18 protein-coding genes are annotated in these 17,929 nt (G+C 64.3%); 13 read left to right on the top strand and 5 right to left on the bottom strand.

Going from position 1 to position 17,929, the window contains the following annotated elements; genetic code table 11:
- Window positions 1-51: 51 nt before the first annotated feature.
- Together ABGB08_RS35065 and ABGB08_RS35060 are read left to right on the top strand one after the other, a co-directional pair.
- Entirely contained in the window at window positions 52-393 is a 342-nt protein-coding gene (locus ABGB08_RS35065) for a hypothetical protein (RefSeq protein ID WP_347599439.1), read from the top strand.
- Window positions 354-830, top strand: a complete 477-nt coding sequence (locus ABGB08_RS35060) for a hypothetical protein (protein ID WP_347599436.1) — start codon at window positions 354-356, stop codon at window positions 828-830. Before ABGB08_RS35065 ends, ABGB08_RS35060 begins: the two co-directional genes overlap by 40 nt.
- A 123-nt stretch (window positions 831-953) precedes the next feature.
- Here the strand turns inward: ABGB08_RS35060 and ABGB08_RS35055 are convergent, their stop codons facing one another.
- Entirely contained in the window at window positions 954-1,526 is a 573-nt protein-coding gene (locus ABGB08_RS35055) for a hypothetical protein (protein ID WP_347599433.1), read from the bottom strand.
- A 149-nt stretch (window positions 1,527-1,675) separates the two neighbouring features.
- On the opposite strand from ABGB08_RS35055, the gene ABGB08_RS35050 reads away from it, so the two are divergent.
- From ABGB08_RS35050 to ABGB08_RS35000, 11 genes are all read left to right on the top strand, one after another.
- Window positions 1,676-4,873: a hypothetical protein gene (locus ABGB08_RS35050; RefSeq protein WP_347599431.1), complete on the top strand. Its 3,198-nt coding sequence runs from the start codon at window positions 1,676-1,678 to the stop codon at window positions 4,871-4,873.
- Window positions 4,874-4,949: 76 nt separating this feature from the next.
- Window positions 4,950-6,005 (top strand): hypothetical protein, encoded by a 1,056-nt coding sequence (locus ABGB08_RS35045; RefSeq protein WP_347599428.1) that lies wholly within the window; start codon window positions 4,950-4,952, stop codon window positions 6,003-6,005.
- Window positions 6,005-7,555 (top strand): hypothetical protein, encoded by a 1,551-nt coding sequence (locus tag ABGB08_RS35040; RefSeq protein ID WP_347599425.1) that lies wholly within the window; start codon window positions 6,005-6,007, stop codon window positions 7,553-7,555. The genes ABGB08_RS35045 and ABGB08_RS35040 overlap by 1 nt, the downstream gene beginning before the upstream one ends.
- Window positions 7,556-8,818, top strand: a complete 1,263-nt coding sequence (locus ABGB08_RS35035) for a hypothetical protein (RefSeq protein WP_347599422.1) — start codon at window positions 7,556-7,558, stop codon at window positions 8,816-8,818.
- Window positions 8,819-8,839: 21 nt separating this feature from the next.
- The gene (locus tag ABGB08_RS35030) at window positions 8,840-9,940 is read left to right on the top strand and encodes a hypothetical protein (protein WP_347599420.1); all 1,101 of its coding nucleotides are present in this window, start codon (window positions 8,840-8,842) and stop codon (window positions 9,938-9,940) included.
- Window positions 9,937-10,182: a hypothetical protein gene (locus ABGB08_RS35025; RefSeq protein WP_347599417.1), complete on the top strand. Its 246-nt coding sequence runs from the start codon at window positions 9,937-9,939 to the stop codon at window positions 10,180-10,182. The genes ABGB08_RS35030 and ABGB08_RS35025 overlap by 4 nt, the downstream gene beginning before the upstream one ends.
- A 60-nt stretch (window positions 10,183-10,242) precedes the next feature.
- Window positions 10,243-11,259, top strand: a complete 1,017-nt coding sequence (locus tag ABGB08_RS35020) for a peptidoglycan-binding protein (RefSeq protein WP_347599414.1) — start codon at window positions 10,243-10,245, stop codon at window positions 11,257-11,259.
- Between the two features lie 14 nt (window positions 11,260-11,273).
- Window positions 11,274-11,747 carry a hypothetical protein gene (locus tag ABGB08_RS35015; protein ID WP_347599412.1) on the top strand — a complete coding sequence of 158 codons (474 nt, stop codon included), beginning with the start codon at window positions 11,274-11,276 and terminating at the stop codon, window positions 11,745-11,747.
- A gap of 81 nt (window positions 11,748-11,828) precedes the next feature.
- Complete coding sequence (locus ABGB08_RS35010) at window positions 11,829-12,179, top strand: hypothetical protein (RefSeq protein WP_347599409.1); 351 nt, start codon at window positions 11,829-11,831, stop codon at window positions 12,177-12,179.
- Window positions 12,172-13,326: a collagen-like protein gene (locus ABGB08_RS35005; RefSeq protein WP_347599406.1), complete on the top strand. Its 1,155-nt coding sequence runs from the start codon at window positions 12,172-12,174 to the stop codon at window positions 13,324-13,326. Before ABGB08_RS35010 ends, ABGB08_RS35005 begins: the two co-directional genes overlap by 8 nt.
- Entirely contained in the window at window positions 13,326-14,048 is a 723-nt protein-coding gene (locus tag ABGB08_RS35000) for a hypothetical protein (RefSeq protein WP_347599403.1), read from the top strand. The genes ABGB08_RS35005 and ABGB08_RS35000 overlap by 1 nt, the downstream gene beginning before the upstream one ends.
- Before the next feature lie 97 nt (window positions 14,049-14,145).
- Here the strand turns inward: ABGB08_RS35000 and ABGB08_RS34995 are convergent, their stop codons facing one another.
- From ABGB08_RS34995 to ABGB08_RS34980, 4 genes are all read right to left on the bottom strand, one after another.
- Window positions 14,146-15,780, bottom strand: a complete 1,635-nt coding sequence (locus tag ABGB08_RS34995; protein ID WP_347599400.1) for a pentapeptide repeat-containing protein — start codon at window positions 15,778-15,780, stop codon at window positions 14,146-14,148.
- 155 nt (window positions 15,781-15,935) lie between these two features.
- Window positions 15,936-17,183 carry a DUF3987 domain-containing protein gene (locus ABGB08_RS34990; RefSeq protein ID WP_347599397.1) on the bottom strand — a complete coding sequence of 416 codons (1,248 nt, stop codon included), beginning with the start codon at window positions 17,181-17,183 and terminating at the stop codon, window positions 15,936-15,938.
- A 92-nt stretch (window positions 17,184-17,275) separates the two neighbouring features.
- A complete protein-coding gene (locus tag ABGB08_RS34985; RefSeq protein ID WP_347599395.1) occupies window positions 17,276-17,503 on the bottom strand; it encodes a hypothetical protein in 228 nt (75 codons plus the stop codon).
- Entirely contained in the window at window positions 17,500-17,751 is a 252-nt protein-coding gene (locus ABGB08_RS34980) for a hypothetical protein (protein WP_347599392.1), read from the bottom strand. The genes ABGB08_RS34985 and ABGB08_RS34980 overlap by 4 nt, the downstream gene beginning before the upstream one ends.
- Window positions 17,752-17,929 lie beyond the last annotated feature (178 nt).

Below are 17,929 nucleotides of genomic sequence, written 5' to 3'. Positions count from 1 at the left end.
CGCGGCGGGGCTTCGCCATTCCCACCATTCCCGTGCTGTTGAGGAGCCCCCATGTCTGTTCTGAAGTACTCCGATCTGATCGACGAAGTTGAGCGCGAGCAGGCCGCCAAGGGCCTGGAGTTCGAGGCCAAGGACGGCAAGGTCCTCTTGCTGCGCCCGATCCTGCTGCTGAACAAGGACGAGCTGAAGGTCGTGCGGACCCTGCTGAAGGTGGTTGGCGACAAGGACACCGACACCTTCGAGCAGATCGACGCGATGGACGCGATGCTCGTGGCTGCGGCCGACCGCAAGGACGCGATGAAGAAGTCCCTGGCTGACCTGCCCCCGCAGATGAAGACCCGCGTCTTCGAGGCGTGGATGCAGGCGGCCAAGTCGGGGGAAGCCTCGGCCTGATCGAGCTGCTGGACAGTCACGGGGACGAGCTGCTCGCCGACTTCCGCAGGTTCTACCAACTGGACCTGCTGGACCTTCGCCGCGGGCTGCTCTCCCCCGTGCTCGTCCTGGCCCTCATCAGGCATCTCCCGCTCGACTCCGCGTATGTGTCCGCACTTCGGGGCACGGAGTACACCGGCTGGGACCGGAACACCTACGTAATGGCAGATCTCTATGACGCCATCCGCGAGCTCGCCTACCTCTACGTGTCCTCACATGCCGAGAACCCGAAGAAGGTCAAGCCCTTCCCGCCGTACCCACGCCCTGGCGTCCAGGTGGCGGCCAAGCCAGCCAAGCCCACCCCACTGCTTGCCCGTTTGAGGGGCGAGGACGCCCCTGCGCACGTGTTGGGGCCTGGGTCGAAGGTGCCGCCGCCTGCCCCCCGGATAGGCAGATGAGAGCTCCTCCGAGCCGTGGAAGGGGAGATGGTTCCGAAGCAATGCCGAGATATGGATTGAGAAGTCTGAAATCGATCGGTGTCTGACACCAAAGAAATCACGCTTCACAGCCACGCAAATCGTCTACGGACTAATAGCCGGAGGGCTCGTCCGAAGATTCGCCTCATCTTGATCAGATACTTCTCCGGTAAGCAGTGCGGCCGAGCGCCACCCTTCCGACCTGGTGGTAACTATAAAATCTTCTCCGCCGTAGAGCGACTCATAGCGAATCTCTAAATCCAACCGCTGTTCGATAAGTTTCCTAAATTGAACATGTCTGTCCCTGTCGAAGGCATCCATCCTCAACAAATAGTCCGTTTCACCACTTGGAATGACGCTGCCGTCAACCAGCGTCGAGGCTACGGGTCGAGGCGTAATGGGATAGCGGGCCTTACGCGCCGTCATTCTGTGCCACGGACCTATCATCTCGCCGTCGAGCCAAGTTTTAGTTCCTGTAACGATAGCTGGACCGAGGCCGGAATTGACTAGCACAAAACCCGCAGGATGCCCCTCAACAAGCTTGACTTTTATCTGAAGAAGCGGTCGGAGGGTATGACGATTGTGTAATCGGGCCAGTCTTAACTGATAGATCGAAACAGCGAGGGACGCGGTAGCGATAACGGTGGCACTGATTGCCACAACCGTCCCGGAGTCCACAGCCGCCTCCTTCGTTCATGCCTCACTGTGGAACCAATATCTCCCGCAGATCGCAGAACTTCTACTACTGGAACGGTGGCTGCTAAGCCTCAGTTCCCGAACCCGTCTTCTTGCCTTCAAACAAGAGATTGGTAGGAATGGAGCTGTAAATGGCGGGGAGTCCCGCGCGGAAGGAAGTCGGCAGGGTTGGCGTCCGGGTGGTCCCGGACACCAGCGACTTCGGCAAGGAGCTGAAGGCAGAGCTGGCCCGATGGTCCAAGGAGTCCATCGAGATCGAGGTCACGGCGGATCTCGCCGCGTTCGAGGCCGAGCTGGAGAAGGAGCTGACCGACCGTTCTGTGTCGGTCAAGGTCGAGCTTGATACGGCGCAGGCGGAAGCCCAGCTCACAGCGTTTTTGAAGTCGCGGAATCTCTCCGTCCAGCTCGACCTGGACACGGGCAAGGCGGCCTCCCAGCTGGCGGCTCTCCGGAGGCCGGCGACCAAGAAGCTCACGGTCAACCTGGACGCTGCGGCGGCCCTGGTCAAGATCAAGGAGCTAACTCGGACCGAGTCGAAGAAGATCGATGTCGATGTCGATTCGAAGTCCCTGAGCGGGGCCGTCAACCAGGTAAACCAGGTTGGCAGCAAGGCGTCCGGGATCTTCTCAGGGCTCGGCAGGAGCGTCGCTCAGGTCGTCTCCGGGGTTGCTGGTCTGGCCACGAACACGGTCAGCGCCCTGGGCGGGATGGTCAGCGGCAGCGAGGACGCGTCCAAGGCCGTCGCAGGCATCGGCACGTCGATCGTCTCCGTCGCATCCGGCCTGCTCAGCCTAGGTGCATCGACTGTCGTGCTCGCTGGAATCGCGGCGCTGCTGGGTTCGGTGATCGTCGCAGCTGGAGCGGCTGTCCTGGCCCTTGGCGCGGTGGTCATCGGCGCGGGAGCGCTGCTGGCCCTCCCGGTGATCTTCGCCGGGATCGCCATGAGCTTCATGCAGTCCAGCAAGGACCTGAAGGACGAGTGGGCCGAACTCACCTCGGTCTTCAAGGAGGCGTTCAAGACCTCCCTGGAGCCGATGCTGGTAGCCATCGGGGATCTCGCCACCAAGGCGGGCGAAGCACTCAAGGAGGGACATCCCGCCTGGGACGCCTGGAACCGGGCGGTAGCCGCTGCCTCGCAGGCGATTGGCCCACTGGCCTCGGGTTTCAGCGCTTTCGTCACCAACACGCTCTCCGGCATGGCGACCGCCATGGAGAACCTGAACGCCAACGGGTTCTGGGAGCAGATCAAGATCGGGCTTGGCACCCTCGGGCAGGCCATCGGCGAATTCTTCGTCGAGCTGTCGGTGGCAGGACCGCAGATCGCCGCTGGTTTTCAGGGCCTCGGGGAATCCATGCTCCTCTTCCTTCCTGCCCTGGCCCGACTGATCGGTGCTTTCTCCTCTATTGCGCCCTCTGTGATCGAAGGGGTAGGGGAAGCCTTCACCATCCTGTTTGATGCGTTTTCCGCCAATAAGGACGTATACGGCGCTGCGGCTCAAGCCTTCGCCGACGCCCTGGTGAACATGGCACCCGCCCTGGAGCAGGTCTTCCGGGCCTTCGCCCTGATGGCCCCCTCGGTCCTAGCCACCATCGCGGTGGCCGTCCAGCACTTCGCCGACGCGATCAGCAACCCCGAGACGATCAAGGGTCTGACCGTCCTCGCCGAGACGCTGGTCAATGTGGGTGCGGCGGCCCTGACGGCGGCCACCAACGTGGCTGCCAACGTAGGCCAGATCCTGGACACCGTCGCCACGAAGTGGGACATCCTGTCCGGCACGATCAAGGAAACCTCTACCGTCACCAAGCAGGACTTGCAGGCCCTGGTGGACCAGGCCGACTCCTCAGCCGAGTCCGCGTCCAACCTGGCCAAGCAGCTGTCCACGTCGCTGGCGATGGCCGAGTCCGACGCGGTGGGCTCGATCTTCCGACTCAACCAGGAGTGGGCCGACAAGATCGGCCAGATGGTCAAGATCGGCCAAGACGGCGCAGCCGACATCAACCAGGGGTTCGTGGACAAGTTCGCGGACCTGCGGCTGAAGCTGCTGGAGAACGGCGGGCAGATCACCACCGAGTGGAAGGCTCAGCTCGACAAGCTGATCGCCGACACTCAGGCGTCCACGGACCCGACCGTCCAGGCCATGGGCGCGACCATGCAGGGCATGCTCGACCAGGCCACCACCAAGGGTGGTCAGATCTCCGAGCAGTTCCGGACCTTCCTGCTCCAGATGGAGGACCGCACCAAGGCCCTCCAGATCGCCCAGCTCATGGGGATCGAGCTGGAGGACATGACCGCGAAGGTCAAGGACGGGGTCACCCAGGCTCAGCAGAACTTCCTCAAGCTGCCCGAGGTCATGCAGGAGATCATCAGCTCCTCCAAGACTCCGGAGGAGCTGGGGGCCAAGCTCGACGCCATGAACGCCGTCATCAGCCAGAAGGCCGGTGAGGGTGCCGAGGCGTTCGCGAAGCTCCCGGAAGGTATGGCCGACGCGGTTGCCACGGACACGATCTCGACCCAGGTCTCCACGATCATGGGCAAGATCTACACGACCGTGACCGCAGGCGTGACCGACGCCAAGCAGTCCTTCTCCGAGCTGCCGAAGGCGCTGTCGGGTGTCGTGATCGGGGACGGCACGATCGTCTCCGCCGTCCAGGTCCAGATGACCAAGGTCAAGGGCACGGTGGTCACCGGCGTGAACGACACGTCCACCGCCTTCAAGGTCCTGTTCACCAACATGAGGTCAGCGGCGGCGGCCGACCAGACGCCGGCCACGATCGAGACGAACATGAAGAAGGTCGTCTCGACGGTCAAGACCAACGTCGACCTCTCGGTCACCGAGTTCAAGCGGCTCGCTGATCAGGCCGCCTCCCACGGCAGGCTGACCGGCTTCACCTCGGCGATCTCCACGGCCATGAACACGGCTAAGACCACCGTGGCGAACGCGGTGTCCCAGATCGTCAGCGACCTGTCCAGCCTGAACCGCACCTTCCAGGGCCCGACCATCACGGCCCCCACGGTGCAGGAGAGCGGCGGCGAGGCCAATCGGTCCTCCTCCTTCGCGCCCGAACCGCCACCGATGCTGATGGCGTTCGCCGCACCGGAGCCGCTGGCGTTGACGGTCGCCGACAACGACGCCCTGTCCACGGTGACCAGCCAGGTCGCCACGATCGCCTCCTACGCAGGGGCGCTCAACTCGGCCAGCAAGCAGAAGCAGGACGGACAGCCGGGCGTGACGAAGATCTACAACATCGATATCTACGCGGCCCCGGACGTCCCCACCGAGGAGACCCTGCGCAAGCAGCTGTCCTACGCCGACGCCCTCTACGAGTAACCCACTCCCCCGAACGGGGCCCTGGCCGCACGACGGCCGGGGCCCCTTCTTTCTTCTTACTCAGGAGGTCTGCCCTGTGCTGTTCAAGCCGACCGTCGTACAGGTTCGGGGAGTGAACGGGGAGCTGTTCACCCTCACCGACGAAAGCATCTCTGGGGCAGCGATCCTGCTCCGACCTGGGGCTAAGGGCTTGGACGCACCGAGCTTCAACGTGCTGGCGGATGAGTACCCCGCGATCGATGGCGGATTCGTCAGGTTCAGCCGGGCCACCATCCGCGAGATCTTTCTCCCGCTCACCATCACCGGCTCCACCCGCCCGGAGATGATGGCGTTGAAGAGGCGCTTCATCGCGGCGTTGAACCCCAAGAAGGGTCTCGTCTCTCTCCAGACGACGGAGTACGCCGAAGTCGGCGGACTGCTGGTGGCGGAAACCCCTCGGGCGCTCACCTGCTTCTACGTCTCCGGCATGGAGGGCGGGGAAGGCACCGACGACGGTATCCACTGGGCCAAGTACGGCCTGGTGCTGCGCGCCCCCAACCCGTACTTCCAGCACCCCAACCGCGCCCAGGGCCGCTTCCAGATCATCGACGTGCTGCGCCCCTTCCTCGATCCGCCTTCAGGCGCCACACCTTTCCTGAGCATCGACGGGGTCACCCCAGGCAAGGGGCTTGGACTGTCCTCCGACCCCCTGTGGGTCGACACGCTCGACCTGGAGAACCCGGGCGACGCCGAGTGCCAGCCGCGCTGGGAAATCCGCGGGCCCCTGTCCTCCCGCATGTCGATCGTCCTCAAGGACGACGAGGGCAACGTCGTGAACGAGCTGCGCTTCACCGAGTCCATCACGATCGCGCCCAACCAGGCGCTGGTCATTGAGACCACCAAGGGCTCCCAGTTCGCCCGGCTGTACCCGGCTGGCGAGACCGGCGACGAGTACGACCCCACCCAGGGCGACTCGATGTGGTGGGCCCTGGACGTCACCTCAGACCTGTGGCCGATCCAGCCCGGCCTCAACCACCTGGCCTTGCAGATCGACAAGCCCGAGGACATGACCCCCGAGCAGGAGGCCACCTGGACGGCGGCCAACCAGCCACTCGTCACGGTCTCCTACTTCCCGACCTTCCTAGGGATCTGATGCGCAACTTCCGAATCCTCGTCCGGGAGTCGCTTTTCCCCCGCACCAGAGCGGAGGGTGGCGACGGCCTAGCCCCGCTCGCCATCGTCGGCCCGGTCGACGCCTACACCGACTTCCAGGCGATCGTCCGGCACAACGAGGTCGGCTCATGGAGCCTGACCATCCCGGCCGGTCACCCGCAGTCGAAGTTGCTGATCCCTGGCCGGGGCATCGTGGTTTTCCAAGACGGCCAAGACGAACCGATCTTCTCCGGACCCATCCGGGAACTCACCAAGACCTGGGATGCGGAGAACGCCGGGGCAGGAACGGCCATCGCCACCGGGGTCGACGACAACTACTTGCTGGCCGAAAGGCTGGCCTGGACCAACCCGGCCCAGGACATCCACCTGGCTTCAGTCTTCCAGTGGTGGCAGACCAACCAGGCTTGGCCCAACGTGGCTGAGCTGCTGCGCCGACTGTTCCTGGCCAACGCCCAGGGGCACGCTTCGCGCCGCATCAACCGGCTGTTCATCCCGGGCCCCGAGGCGACCGCCGTCTTCTGGAACGACGACACGGCCCTCGCCGCGAGGTTGAAGTTCGACCAGCCCGACCTGCTCGTCAGCATGCTCAGCGCGGTCTACGGCTTCCGCATCCGCTTCGTCTGGCACCCCAACCCTTCTGAGGTCGCCTCCAACGGCGACCCACAAGCCACCGGGCCAGGAATCCTGCTCAAGCTGGAACCGCTGATGGACCTGACCAACGAGGTCAGGTTCGGGCCCGAGCTAGGCAACCTGCGCGGCTACACCTACAAGGTGAAGGCCCCCATTGCGACCCGCCTGGTGGTCGGCACCCAGAACCGGACCTTCAGGGAAACGGTTCAGCAGCCCACCTACGACTCCGAAGGCACCGTAACCGGCTACACCGAGACCGAAGTCGAGCGAACCGGGCCCGAGAGGTGGTTCGGCTACTTCTCCAACGAGGAGTACAACCCGCAGTGGTGGGGCAACCCCGCCAACACGCCGGCCGACAAGCAGCACACGCTCGCGTGGGCCCAGGCCGGGTTCACCGCCACCGAAACCGAGTGGGGTGTGACGGCCGAACGGTTCAAGGACCGTCGCGACATCCCCTGGCAGTGGGTGCAGCAGTCGGGGAAGCCGACCGGCTGGGGGCAAGACCCGCCCACCTGGTCGGCCCAGTACCGAGCAATCCAAGACGAGGTCGACGCCTTCAACCTCGCGCAGGGGCCGGTGGCGGCCATCTCCATCACCCCGCTGGAAACCCCCGGGAGCATGTTCGGCCTCGACTACAACCTCGGCGACGTCATCCGGGTGTTCGTGGACAACGAGGTTCGCGACGAGATCGTGCGCGAGGCGCGCATCACCTCCACCGTCGCTGACGGCCCGAGGGTTCAGCCGACCATCGGCACCTACGGCACCAGCGAAACCCCCTACCTGTACGCGTCCATCCAGGCCCTGTGGGGCCGCATCGCCCAGGTCGAGGGGCGTGAAGACCTTTCCCACCAGGTGGGTGCCATCCCCACCTCCGACTTCACCCTCAAGAAGGCGGCGTAAATGGCGGTCGTAAGCTTCGGGTTCAGCCTCCAGTCCTGCATCACCATCAACGGTCTCGGCTTCGCCGCGTCCAACGTCCGGGTGACCGCAAGCGTCGACCAGCCCCACTACCTCGGCCTGTACTACGACGGGTTCTTGTACGCCGGACCCTGGTACGTCACCCCCGGGTCATCCCTCAACGTGTCGTCCACCTTGCCTGCCGACGACAAGTCGCACTCGGTCACGCTGCGGGACACCGGCTCCAACGGGACTGCCGCCACCATCTCGGCCTCCCAGAGCCAGTCGTCTTCGTGCTCCGGCATCATCGAGTCCAAGATCCTGGGCGAGGAAACCAACCCCACCACCAAGCAGAAGACCGTGTCGGTGTGGGTGGCCAACAACAGCACCAGCACCATCCCGTTCCCCTACCGCGTGCTGTTGGACGGATCGCCGGTCAGCGACTCAACTCTCCCCCTCGGCGGCTCGGCCTCGGTGAACGTCACCATCCAGGCGGACGGGCAGCTGCACAAAATCGTCACCGAGACGAAGGCCGGGACGAGCTGGTACCCAGTCCCCATCCTGTGGCACTCGGTGCAGGGCCTCGGGGCTGCGCCTCCCGAGGAGCCGCCCCCGGCTGAGGAAGCCACCGAGTTCGTCCCCGGGGAGACGGTCCTCATCGGGAGCCTCGAATCCGACACCCCGCTGGCCACCGATGGCAGCGAATGGGTGCTGATGGAGGTCGCCCGGGAAGGTACTGAGAACTGGACTCCGGCCGGGGCGCCTGGCGGGCTCATCTACCCGGGTGAGGACGGTAGCTGGGCGGCCTCGATCCAGACCACCGCCGCGACGTATCCCGTAGGCACGGACTGGACTGTCCGGACCCGCAGGTTCCGTAACTTCGCTGAGTCCGCGGTGGTCGAGCACGACTTCATCATGGTCGCTGGCTCTGTGCCGAGTATCCCGACCACCCCTCCCGTCATCGTCGGACCGCCCAACCACAGCCAGCACGGCAACAGCTGGATGTGGCTGTTCGGTACCGGCACTCCCGGGTCCCTAGTGGAGTTCGAGACCGAACATGACGACGGCGTGGGCTTGGACATCGAAATCCCACAGTCCACCACGGTCGGCAAGGACGGAACTTGGCGCACTGAAGTCTTCGGGATGCAGCGCTCATACCCGACCACCCAAGGCGTGGCCACCTACACGGCCACCAGCAGCATCAACGGCCAGTCGTCCGGCCAGTCCAACCCCCTTGACGTGACTTGGCGGAACCAGCGCCGCTAACTGAGGAGCCTCACCTTGTCTATGCCCCTTCCCCCGACCGACGCGCATGGGTGGCCCTTCGCCTCGGGTGCCGGCCAGGTGGTCACCGAGCACGACTGGGAGACGATGGCCCGCACGTGGCAGGTCTCCGGTGTCGTGGGCCAGCCTGGCGACAGCGTGGGCCTGGTCGCCACTCGCGTCAACGAAACGCAGATCCTCATTCAGCCGGGCGTGGCCACCATCAACGGCCACTACTACGAACTGAAGCTGGCCCACACCTTCGACATCGACATCACCGGCTCGGGTTGGGGCCCGGACGACATCCGGCACGACCTGGTGACGTTGCGGCTCGACCGCGCCAGCGACGACTTCCAGTTCGTCCAGATCAAGGGCGGCGTCGACCTGACCGGCGGGCAGCTCGCCTTGGAAACCTCCGAGGAGATTCCGGTCCTCCAGGTGGACGTCACCAACGGCGTCGGGATTGCGACCGAGCCGGTGGACCGGCGTTGGTTCATCGGCAGGCATGTGCGCCCGATCTCCGGGGCCGTGCCGGGTATGGACCCGGCCCCCTTCGATGGGGAACTTGGCGTGGACACGACAAACAACTACCTCGTGGTCGGCTCTGAGGGTGCCTGGGTGCCGGCCTCCCAGGTGTTCGCCAACGACGGCGGATCTGGTGGGGCGATCGCAGCGCTCGATGTCCGGGTCACCACCCTGGAAGGCCAGACCAGCACTCTTCAGACGAACCTGACCAGCACCCAGACCACGGTCACCGGACTCGCCGCAGGCTCCTGGACCAACATCACCAACTTCGCGAACAGCTTCGCCAGCGCCAGCGGCGCGACCCTCGCGGTGCGTAAGCAGGGAGTGATGGTCAACCTCAGGGGCACAATGCAGAAGGCGAACGGCTCAGACTTCGCGTCATCTCTGGCGGGCACCGGAATTTTCTGCTTCACCCTCCCCGCAGGGTTCTTCCCTGGCCAGAGCACGGTGTTCCCGATCATCGGCAGGACCGGTGCAGGTGCCCTCTTTCAGGCCCGCATGACAATCGCATCATCCGGATCTATGACCCTTGAGTCAGGCTCGAACACCATCGGGGCCGTCACCGCCGTGTCCCTCAGCGCCTCCTGGATGACCGCATGAGCGACGAGGACAAGGACCTTGGTGGTGTGTTCGTCGGGACCCGCCAGATCTACGAGGGCCTTCTGGCGCTCACCCACGAAGTGAAGTCGCTGGTAGCCAAGCTCGATAACGCGGCTGAGAAGTCCGACGACCACGAGGTCCGAGTGCGGGCACTGGAGCGCTGGAAGTACGCCACCTCGGCGGCCCTGCTGGCCGCACTGGTCGCGCTGATAGCTGAGATCGTCCGCATCGTGAACGCCTGATCAAGAAGAAAGAAGTTGGGCCCTGCCATCGGCGGGGCCTTTTTGTTTGGAGGCAACCCCATGACCACCCCCGCTAAGGCAGTCGCGGAAGCGCGGGCCGACCTGGGCATGAAGGAGAAGCCGCCCGGCTCCAACCTGGTGCCTATCACCAAGGCGTTCGGCAAGATCCCCAGTTACCCGGGCGGGGGCTACGGATACCCCTGGTGCGCGGCGGCAACGAGCGTCTGGCTCAAGGCGATCGGCCTCAAGCCGGGCGTCGACTACCCGCACACCGCTTCCACGATCGCCCAGTACAACTGGGCCAAGACCAACAAGCGCTGGTACAGCATCCCCAAGGTGGGGGACCTGGTCCTCTACACCACGGGCGGATCGGCCGGCATCTACCACGTCGAGCTGGTCGAGAAGGTGTCCTCCAGCTCGATCACGACCATCGGGGGCAACACCTCCGGCTCGGCCGCCAACGGCGTCCAGGGCAACGGCGACGGCTGCTACCGCAAGACCATCACGCGCGGCCAAGCCCGGATCTACGGCTACGTCCGGCCTCGGTACACCGGCCAGGTCGAGACCCCCGACAAGCCCTGGGACGGCAAGTCCTACCCGGGCCACCTGATGCGCCTGGGTGATCGAGGGGCCGAGGTCAAGGTCGTCCAGCAGCTGCTGAACGCCTTCGGTTGGAAGCTTGCCGTGGACGCAGACTTCGGGCCTGCCACCGAGCACGCGGTCAAGGTCTTCCAGTCCAACCACCGGCTGGACGTCGATGGAGTCGTGGGCGAGGCCACCTGGAAGGTGCTGGCCGCTGGCCCGCCCCCGGCCAAGCCCCCCGTCAAGCCTCCGGCCCCGCCCGTCGTGCCCAAGCCCCCGGTTCCGGCCGACAAGCCGAAGCTCAAGCTCGGCGACAAGGGCCCCGAGGTGCCTCGCGCCCGGGACCTGCTGATCGCCCTGGGCTACGGCTACCTCAAGCCGGGCGACGCCTTCGACCCACTCATGCAGGTGGCGGTCATGGACCTCCAGGCGCGTCACCAGCTCATGCTGTCCGGCCAGATCGGACCCGAGACCCGCAAGGCCCTGGGCCTGTAAGGAGACACGACCCCATGGACGCCGACGAGCTTGCGGCCAGCCTGCAAGCCATCATGGACCAGCGCGGGGCCCGACAGACCGAAGCCCCTCCCCCTGACTTCCCGCCTGCCCCGGAGCCTTCGCCGGTCCCGGTCAGGCCGGTTGAACCCGACCCCTTCTACGAGCAGTACTTCGCGCCCGCGACCACTGCCACTCTCCCGCCCGTCTACGAGCCCATCCAGTTCGACGATCACCTTCTCGAAGAGACAGAAAGCGCAGGCAACATCATGGCTTCCACTTCCTCCAACGCTGCTTACCGGGCCAAGCGGACCGGTTACCAGGGCCTTCTGGCCTCGGCTCTCGTCGCTGTCGGCGGCGTCTTCGCCTCGCTCTCGCTGGACGCTGACGTGGACTGGCGGCTGCTGGGCCTGTCGGTCGGCCAGGCCGTCCTGACCGCCGTCATCACCTTCCTGCACAACGACAACTCCGCGGACTCCGCTTCGGCGTGACCCCGTAGCAAGAAGAAAGAACTCACGGACCCTCGCCCACCTGGGCGGGGGTTCCTTCTTTTCCCTCAAGGAGGACCAGGCGTGGCGGGCACATACCGCTTCAAGATCGACCAGGGGGCCACTCTTCGGCGCATCCTGGTGTGGAAGAAGGAAGACGGCACGCCGGTCGACCTCACCGACTACACGGCCCGCATGGAGATCCGGGACCAGGCCGGGGGCGTACTGCTCTACCGGCTCGACACCGATAACGGCGGCCTGACCCTGGGTGGCGAAGCGGGCACCATCACCCTCCACATCCCTGCCGCTACCTCCACCCCGTGGGCGTGGCGCGCAGGCGTCTACGACCTGGAGCTGATCGCACCCAACGGTGACGTCGTCCGACTGATCCAGGGCGGCCTCCAGGTCGTGCCGGAGGTGACGACCGGTGCCTGACATCGTTGAGGTGTACGCCGGGGAAGTCGTCGTCGAGAACACCCTGATCCAGACCGTGGACGTCGGCTACATCAGCGTCGTCGGCGGTGGCGAGGGAGGCCAGGGCCCGCGCGGCTACAGCGCCTACGAGATCGCGGTCCAGGAAGGCTTCGTCGCAACCCGGGACCAGTGGCTCGACTCCCTCGAAGGACCCCAGGGCGTACCCGGTACGCCTGGAGCGCCTGGAGCTACCGGAGCCACGGGCGCGACCGGAGCCGCTGGAGCTGCTGGTGCAGCTGGAGCCGAAGGACCCAAGGGCGATACCGGAAGCCAGGGCCCGGCCGGGCAGGGCGTCGCCGCCGGCGGCTTCTCCGGGCAGGTACTCACCAAGGCTTCCGCGACCAACTACGACACCTACTGGGCCACCCCTTCGGGGGGCGGCGAAGGCATCACACTGCCTGACGGCTCGGCTGATGGCGACGTGCTGGCGTGGGACGAGGGCACCTCCCAGTGGCTGCCCGCCACCCCACCGATCGGGCCTGAGGGCCCTCCTGGTGAACCCGGTGAGGACGGAGAAAACGGGGCGCCTGGCGCAGCGGGAGCGGACGGATCGTCCGCCTACGACATCGCTGTGGCGCACGGATTCGTTGGCACCGAGACCGCTTGGGTGGCGTCCCTCAAGGGCGATCAGGGTGTACAGGGACTGCCCGGGGAAACTGGAGAGCAGGGCATTCAGGGGCTCGAAGGTCTGCAAGGCCCGAAGGGTGACACCGGAGATCAGGGAATCCAAGGCGAGCCCGGCGAGGCTGGGCAAGACGCATCCGCCAAGCCCTTGGCGTGGACGATGCAGGACGAACTGACCGTCGAGGTTGGGTCAGGCCAGCTCTACAACGACTCCGGATTGGCCTGGACGATCATCTCTGTCCGCGCATCCGTAGGCACCGCGTCCACGGGCTCAGCGGTCGTGGTGGACGTGAAGCTGAACAGCACGTCCATCTTCGGGGGCAACCCCAAGCCCACGATCGCCGCAGGCTCGATCACCTCGGGCAAGCTGACCGCCCTGGCGACCACCATCGTGGCCGATGGCGACCGGCTGACCGTTGACGTAACCCAGGTCGGTTCGACTACGCCCGGCAAGGACCTGACCGTAACCGTGACGGTGCTCTGATGACGCTCCTGTCGAACTCCCTCGAAGGTGGTACCCCCGGGGCAGTCATCACCGCCGCCAACAGCGGAGGGCTGTCCGGGACAGCGTTCGGGGACTCCTCCGTAGACACCGGGAACACCCTCGCCTACGACTCGACCACGGCAGCCCACGGCAGCGTGTCCGCCCAAGTGTCCACGGGGGTTGGCTCAGGACAGGCGTGGGTTGCCTGGACGTCCGGACTCCCCGGGACGTCTCCGACCATCTGGGGGCGCTCCTACTACCGGTTCGCGGGTAACCCATCAGCGGCGGTCAACGTCTTCCGAATCCTGTCCGGCAGCAACGGGATCATGGGGTCCATCAGGGTCAACGCCAACGGCACGCTGGGGATGCTGCACGGCTCCGGGACCCTGTCCGGAACGTCTACCGCCGCTCTCACCGCAGGTGCGTGGTGGCGGATCGAGGTCATGGTCACTGCCGGGACGGCGACGACGGGTTCGATGGCATGCCAGATCTTCTGGAGCCCTGACGCGACCACACCCGATCAGGTGCTGTCCGTCAGCGGCGTCAACACGGGCGCGGTCAACCCGAGCCGCTTGCGCGTCGGCGTCGTGTCCAACGCTGCGAGCGTCGCCCCGTTCCACTTCGACGACCTCGCGCTGAGCGACACCGGCTACCCCGGCCCTGCCGGGGCACCTCCGCCTGCACCTCTGAAGGGGTTCCGTGGATGGGGTATCCGCCTCTGACACAACCCCGAGGCAGAAGAATTAACCCCCGGCCTTCACCGCCAGGGACCTTTCGGGTTTGTGTGGGTATCAGTACCCACGCGACGAGTGCAGGCACCTATGACCCATCAACCATTCCGCAGGAACTTGTGTCGCCAGATGGAATGGCCTGCGTCTGAAAGTGCGGCGGCCAAAGGGTGGTCGAGTCGAACTTTACGTCGTAGAAACGAGCGTAAAACCTCGCGTTTGTCGCATCCGACGCCAGAAGATACAGGTGGGCCTGGCTAAGATCGACACCCCGCAGGTTGGCATCGCAGAAGCTTGCCCGGCGCAGATCGGCATTCTTCAGTGTTGCATCACGAAGGTCAGCGGATTGGAAGTCGACAGTGGACCAAATATCGTCATCTTCGAGGCTACATGGACCTTGGAACGGTATTCCTATGTTTTCGTCAAGGGCAGCTTTTCCGTCAACTACGCTCACGTCCATAGTCACGTCCGATAGATTCGCCCCGCGTAAGTTCGCGCCGGAAAAACCTGCGCAGGTAATCTCAGCGTGCGACAGATCGGCATTCTCTAGCTTCGCCTTGGCGAAATTTGATTTGACGAGAAGCGCATCCGTTAGCCGTGCCCGGGAAAGATCGGCATCTGAGAGCTGGGCAGCGGTCAGGTCCGCATCACGGAGTTGCCGTCCACGCAGCGACACCGCTTCAAGGTCCCGGTCACGCAGATCGGCGCCCGTGAGGTCTGACTGGGTGCGCAGCGCATTAAGAATGGACTGGTCCTCTCGCCGCTGGTCTGCACTGTCCTGTTGACTGAAGATCACGAAAGCGATGACTCCGCCACCGATGATGGCCGCGCCTAAATTGCTGCGACTGGCCTTAGAGGAACTGTCCTGCACCCACAGGAATGCCCCAATTCCGAGAACAGACATCAGCAGATAGGAACCTGCGGTCAAGCCTATCGTTTCAAATAGGAAATCATCACCCTCCGCAGCCAGACGTGCCATGGTTAGAATCGAACTGCCGCCAGCGATGATTGCATAAATATACAGCACGTCCATGGGCCACTTGAAATCCGTGGCGAGGGTGGCAAGGGTGACGCTGGCCGAAACATAAAGTGTCCACGACATGAGCATCAAGCCGAGGCCGGGACTGATGATCCCGCTTTCCATAGGGAACGGCGAGTTGACCTCGCCCAAGGACCTGGAGGTCGCTACCGCAGGCAGGCCAGAGTAGGACAAAACGAGGACGAGGGCTGCGACAGCCTGCCAGCAGAATGCACGAATTCGCGGAACCGGATGCGACCGCGCACCATTCCCTAGCTCCAGGACTCGTATCAAGACATACCATAGAAGCGAAAGAATCATCCCACCCCAAAGCACCACATGAAATAACGCAAAAAACAACCACTCCGGAATATCCGCCACCATGTACGGTAATCCACACGAGCAGAATTCGAAAAAATAGGAAGGTCTTGTCAATACCCAGTAGAGACAGAAAAAGAGAACTGCGACCAGCATCAGGGTCCGCGCGAAACCGACGAGCAGTCTTCGCGGCCATGAAGGCACAAACGTGTCAGCTTGACTATCCGTCTCAGGTACAGCCCCCTCTTCCCGGACATGCTGTGAGGGCTTTCGCCTGGCCTGCAGGAGAGAGTTCGCAGCCACACCAAGGGTGAGCGCGGACAACACCCACACAGCCCAACGCGGCACTTTTACCATCGGGGAACCCCATCCGATTTCGGCGACCACCATTTGAACGCCTAACCGACGGAATTGGCAATGTTCCCAGCCCAGGAACTTCTTGTCATCTGGTCACTTCGGTCGAATCCCTTCGGTGGTGGCTTGCGGACCGCTATGGCGATCTCCCCGCCCGACCGGATCACCCGATCCGGTGAGCAGGGGGACCGTCAGGCGACAGCGAGTGCCAGAGCGTCCTGGTCCTCCTCAGCGACTTCGTCAACCCAGGTGAACAGGGTTGCGGGGCGGCCACCCTCGGACCGCATCTTGGAGGTCTTGACCTGGTCGCAGGCGTCCACGATGGCCCGAATCTCGGCCGCGCGGACCCGCTGGAACTTGCGGGCAACCTCAGTGGAGGTCACGCCCTGCTCCCCGGCCTCCCGGACGTAGGCGATGATCCGAGCCGGGATGTCCGACCCGTCCGACTCGGCCTCAGGCAGAGTGAACGTCACCGTCTCGACCATGTACTGAACCAGGCACAGCGCCGCGTCGAAGTCCACGACCTTCAGTTCCGTCCGCTTGTCTGCCAAGCAGTACAGCCCGGCCAGCCGGATCATGTAGGCCATGGCCCGTTCGGTGTACTGGCCCAGCTCCTCATTCCCGGTGGTCATCCCATCGCAGATCTCGCGATGCTTGTGCTCGAAGACCTTGGCCACGTCCTCAGGCACGCCCAGGTCCGTGACCTCCTGGGCGAAGTTGACCATGGACCGGAACCGGTTGCCCAGCTTGGCGATCAACTCTTCCGGGTTGGCCTGGGCGAACACAGGCAACTTCTTGCTCTGCACGACCCACACCGGGAAGAAGCGGTTGTAGGTGCCGCCCGTGGCGTCCTTCGACCCGCTGATCGCACCCCAGTTCTTCGGCTGGATGTGCCCGATGATCCCGACATGCGGTTGCTTGATCGTCAGGTCCGTCTGGCTGGTGCGGTGTGTGATGGGCTGCCCATCCCAGCCCTTGCGGAGGTAGGTCCCGATCTTCGTGTCCCGCTTGCTGTTGGCGATGAACGTGTCCATCTCCTCTTCGATGAACAGCACCGGGGCCGCCACGCCCCGGATCGAACGCTCCGCCAGCTCGCCCGCGAAACCCAGACCGGTAGCCGGGCAGCCGTAGACCACGTTGTGCTCATTGAAGTTGGCCAGCCCCGCCGCAAGCACCTTCATGGCGATTCCGGTAGCGGTTCCCTTGCGCCCGACTCCTGTAGGGCCGACCAGCACCGGCCAGAAGCTCAACGGCATCGAGCCCTTGCCCGTGCCAACGCCCGGCAGGTTGCCCACCGCGACGCTGAACCCCGACAACAGGCTCACCAGGACGCCGACCTTCGAGCCTTCCGTGAACGCATCCAACTCGTTGACCATCTTGCCGAGCGGCCCCGTGAACATCTCAGGCCCGGCCACGGGCAGCTTATTCGTGGTGGACATGGTGCTGACCTCCTGTATGAAAGTAAGAAGTAACCGTGATTCGGTAGAAGCTCGGTACGGGGCACCCGCAAGGGGTGCCCCAGGCCCAACCGCTAGCTATCCCGCTCGTCGTTCCAGTGGTAACCGCAGTCGTCATCCGGCAGGCCCTCGAAGATCTCTTCGAGTTCCAATACGTCGTAGTCCTCTTCCTGGTTGGCCACGTGAATGTCCTTGGCCTTGCTCACAGCCGCGTAGTCCGATAGCGCATGCACAACCCAGGTGAAGGGCGCTTCCCCGTCTTCACGCTCTCGACCGGAGAGCGTGACTGTGAAGGTCTTCACGCCACCCACCGCTGCTTTACGGTCTTGACCGAGGAGTCGGTGATATCCCGCTCAAGGCACCCGGAGAAGTTGTTGTCGCTACACTCGTCGATCCACTCCCGCTCGTTCTCCCCGAGCCATTCTTCGACGGCGTCGATGTCGCCCAGGATCTCCTCGGGGATGTCCAGGTCCTCGACATCCAGCTCGATTTTGTATTCGACGGTCTCCACAACCGTGAGCCGGATGACCTGCTTTTCTGTCTCACGCATTGACAAGCTCCAGTCCCTCGATGGCGACATACAGGTCCTCGGCCGAACCCCCAGGGCTGACAGCATTCTCGGATGCTGAGACGGTGGGTGCCGGTTCTGCGGATCACGGATGGATCGCGTACGGCGTGGCGTAGCCCTGACATGCAACAAGACCCCATAGAACGGCGGTTACCACACC

Origin of the sequence: Acrocarpospora sp. B8E8 (assembly GCF_039871605.1) — a bacterium.
GTDB lineage: Bacteria > Actinomycetota > Actinomycetes > Streptosporangiales > Streptosporangiaceae > Acrocarpospora > Acrocarpospora macrocephala.
This window is presented reverse-complemented; position numbering and strand designations above follow the sequence as displayed.

Bases quoted from the DNA above. Each gene is read 5' to 3' on its own strand.
- ABGB08_RS35065 (WP_347599439.1), top strand. From the start codon at position 52: ATGTCTGTTCTGAAGTACTCCGATCTGATCGACGAAGTTGAGCGCGAG.
- ABGB08_RS35050 (WP_347599431.1), top strand. From the start codon at position 1,676: ATGGCGGGGAGTCCCGCGCGGAAGGAAGTCGGCAGGGTTGGCGTCCGG.
- ABGB08_RS35040 (WP_347599425.1), top strand. From the start codon at position 6,005: ATGCGCAACTTCCGAATCCTCGTCCGGGAGTCGCTTTTCCCCCGCACC.
- ABGB08_RS35035 (WP_347599422.1), top strand. From the start codon at position 7,556: ATGGCGGTCGTAAGCTTCGGGTTCAGCCTCCAGTCCTGCATCACCATC.
- ABGB08_RS35030 (WP_347599420.1), top strand. From the start codon at position 8,840: ATGCCCCTTCCCCCGACCGACGCGCATGGGTGGCCCTTCGCCTCGGGT.
- ABGB08_RS35025 (WP_347599417.1), top strand. From the start codon at position 9,937: ATGAGCGACGAGGACAAGGACCTTGGTGGTGTGTTCGTCGGGACCCGC.
- ABGB08_RS35020 (WP_347599414.1), top strand. From the start codon at position 10,243: ATGACCACCCCCGCTAAGGCAGTCGCGGAAGCGCGGGCCGACCTGGGC.
- ABGB08_RS35015 (WP_347599412.1), top strand. From the start codon at position 11,274: ATGGACGCCGACGAGCTTGCGGCCAGCCTGCAAGCCATCATGGACCAG.
- ABGB08_RS35000 (WP_347599403.1), top strand. From the start codon at position 13,326: ATGACGCTCCTGTCGAACTCCCTCGAAGGTGGTACCCCCGGGGCAGTC.
- ABGB08_RS34995 (WP_347599400.1), bottom strand. From the start codon at position 15,780: ATGGTGGTCGCCGAAATCGGATGGGGTTCCCCGATGGTAAAAGTGCCG.
- ABGB08_RS34990 (WP_347599397.1), bottom strand. From the start codon at position 17,183: ATGTCCACCACGAATAAGCTGCCCGTGGCCGGGCCTGAGATGTTCACG.
- ABGB08_RS34980 (WP_347599392.1), bottom strand. From the start codon at position 17,751: ATGCGTGAGACAGAAAAGCAGGTCATCCGGCTCACGGTTGTGGAGACC.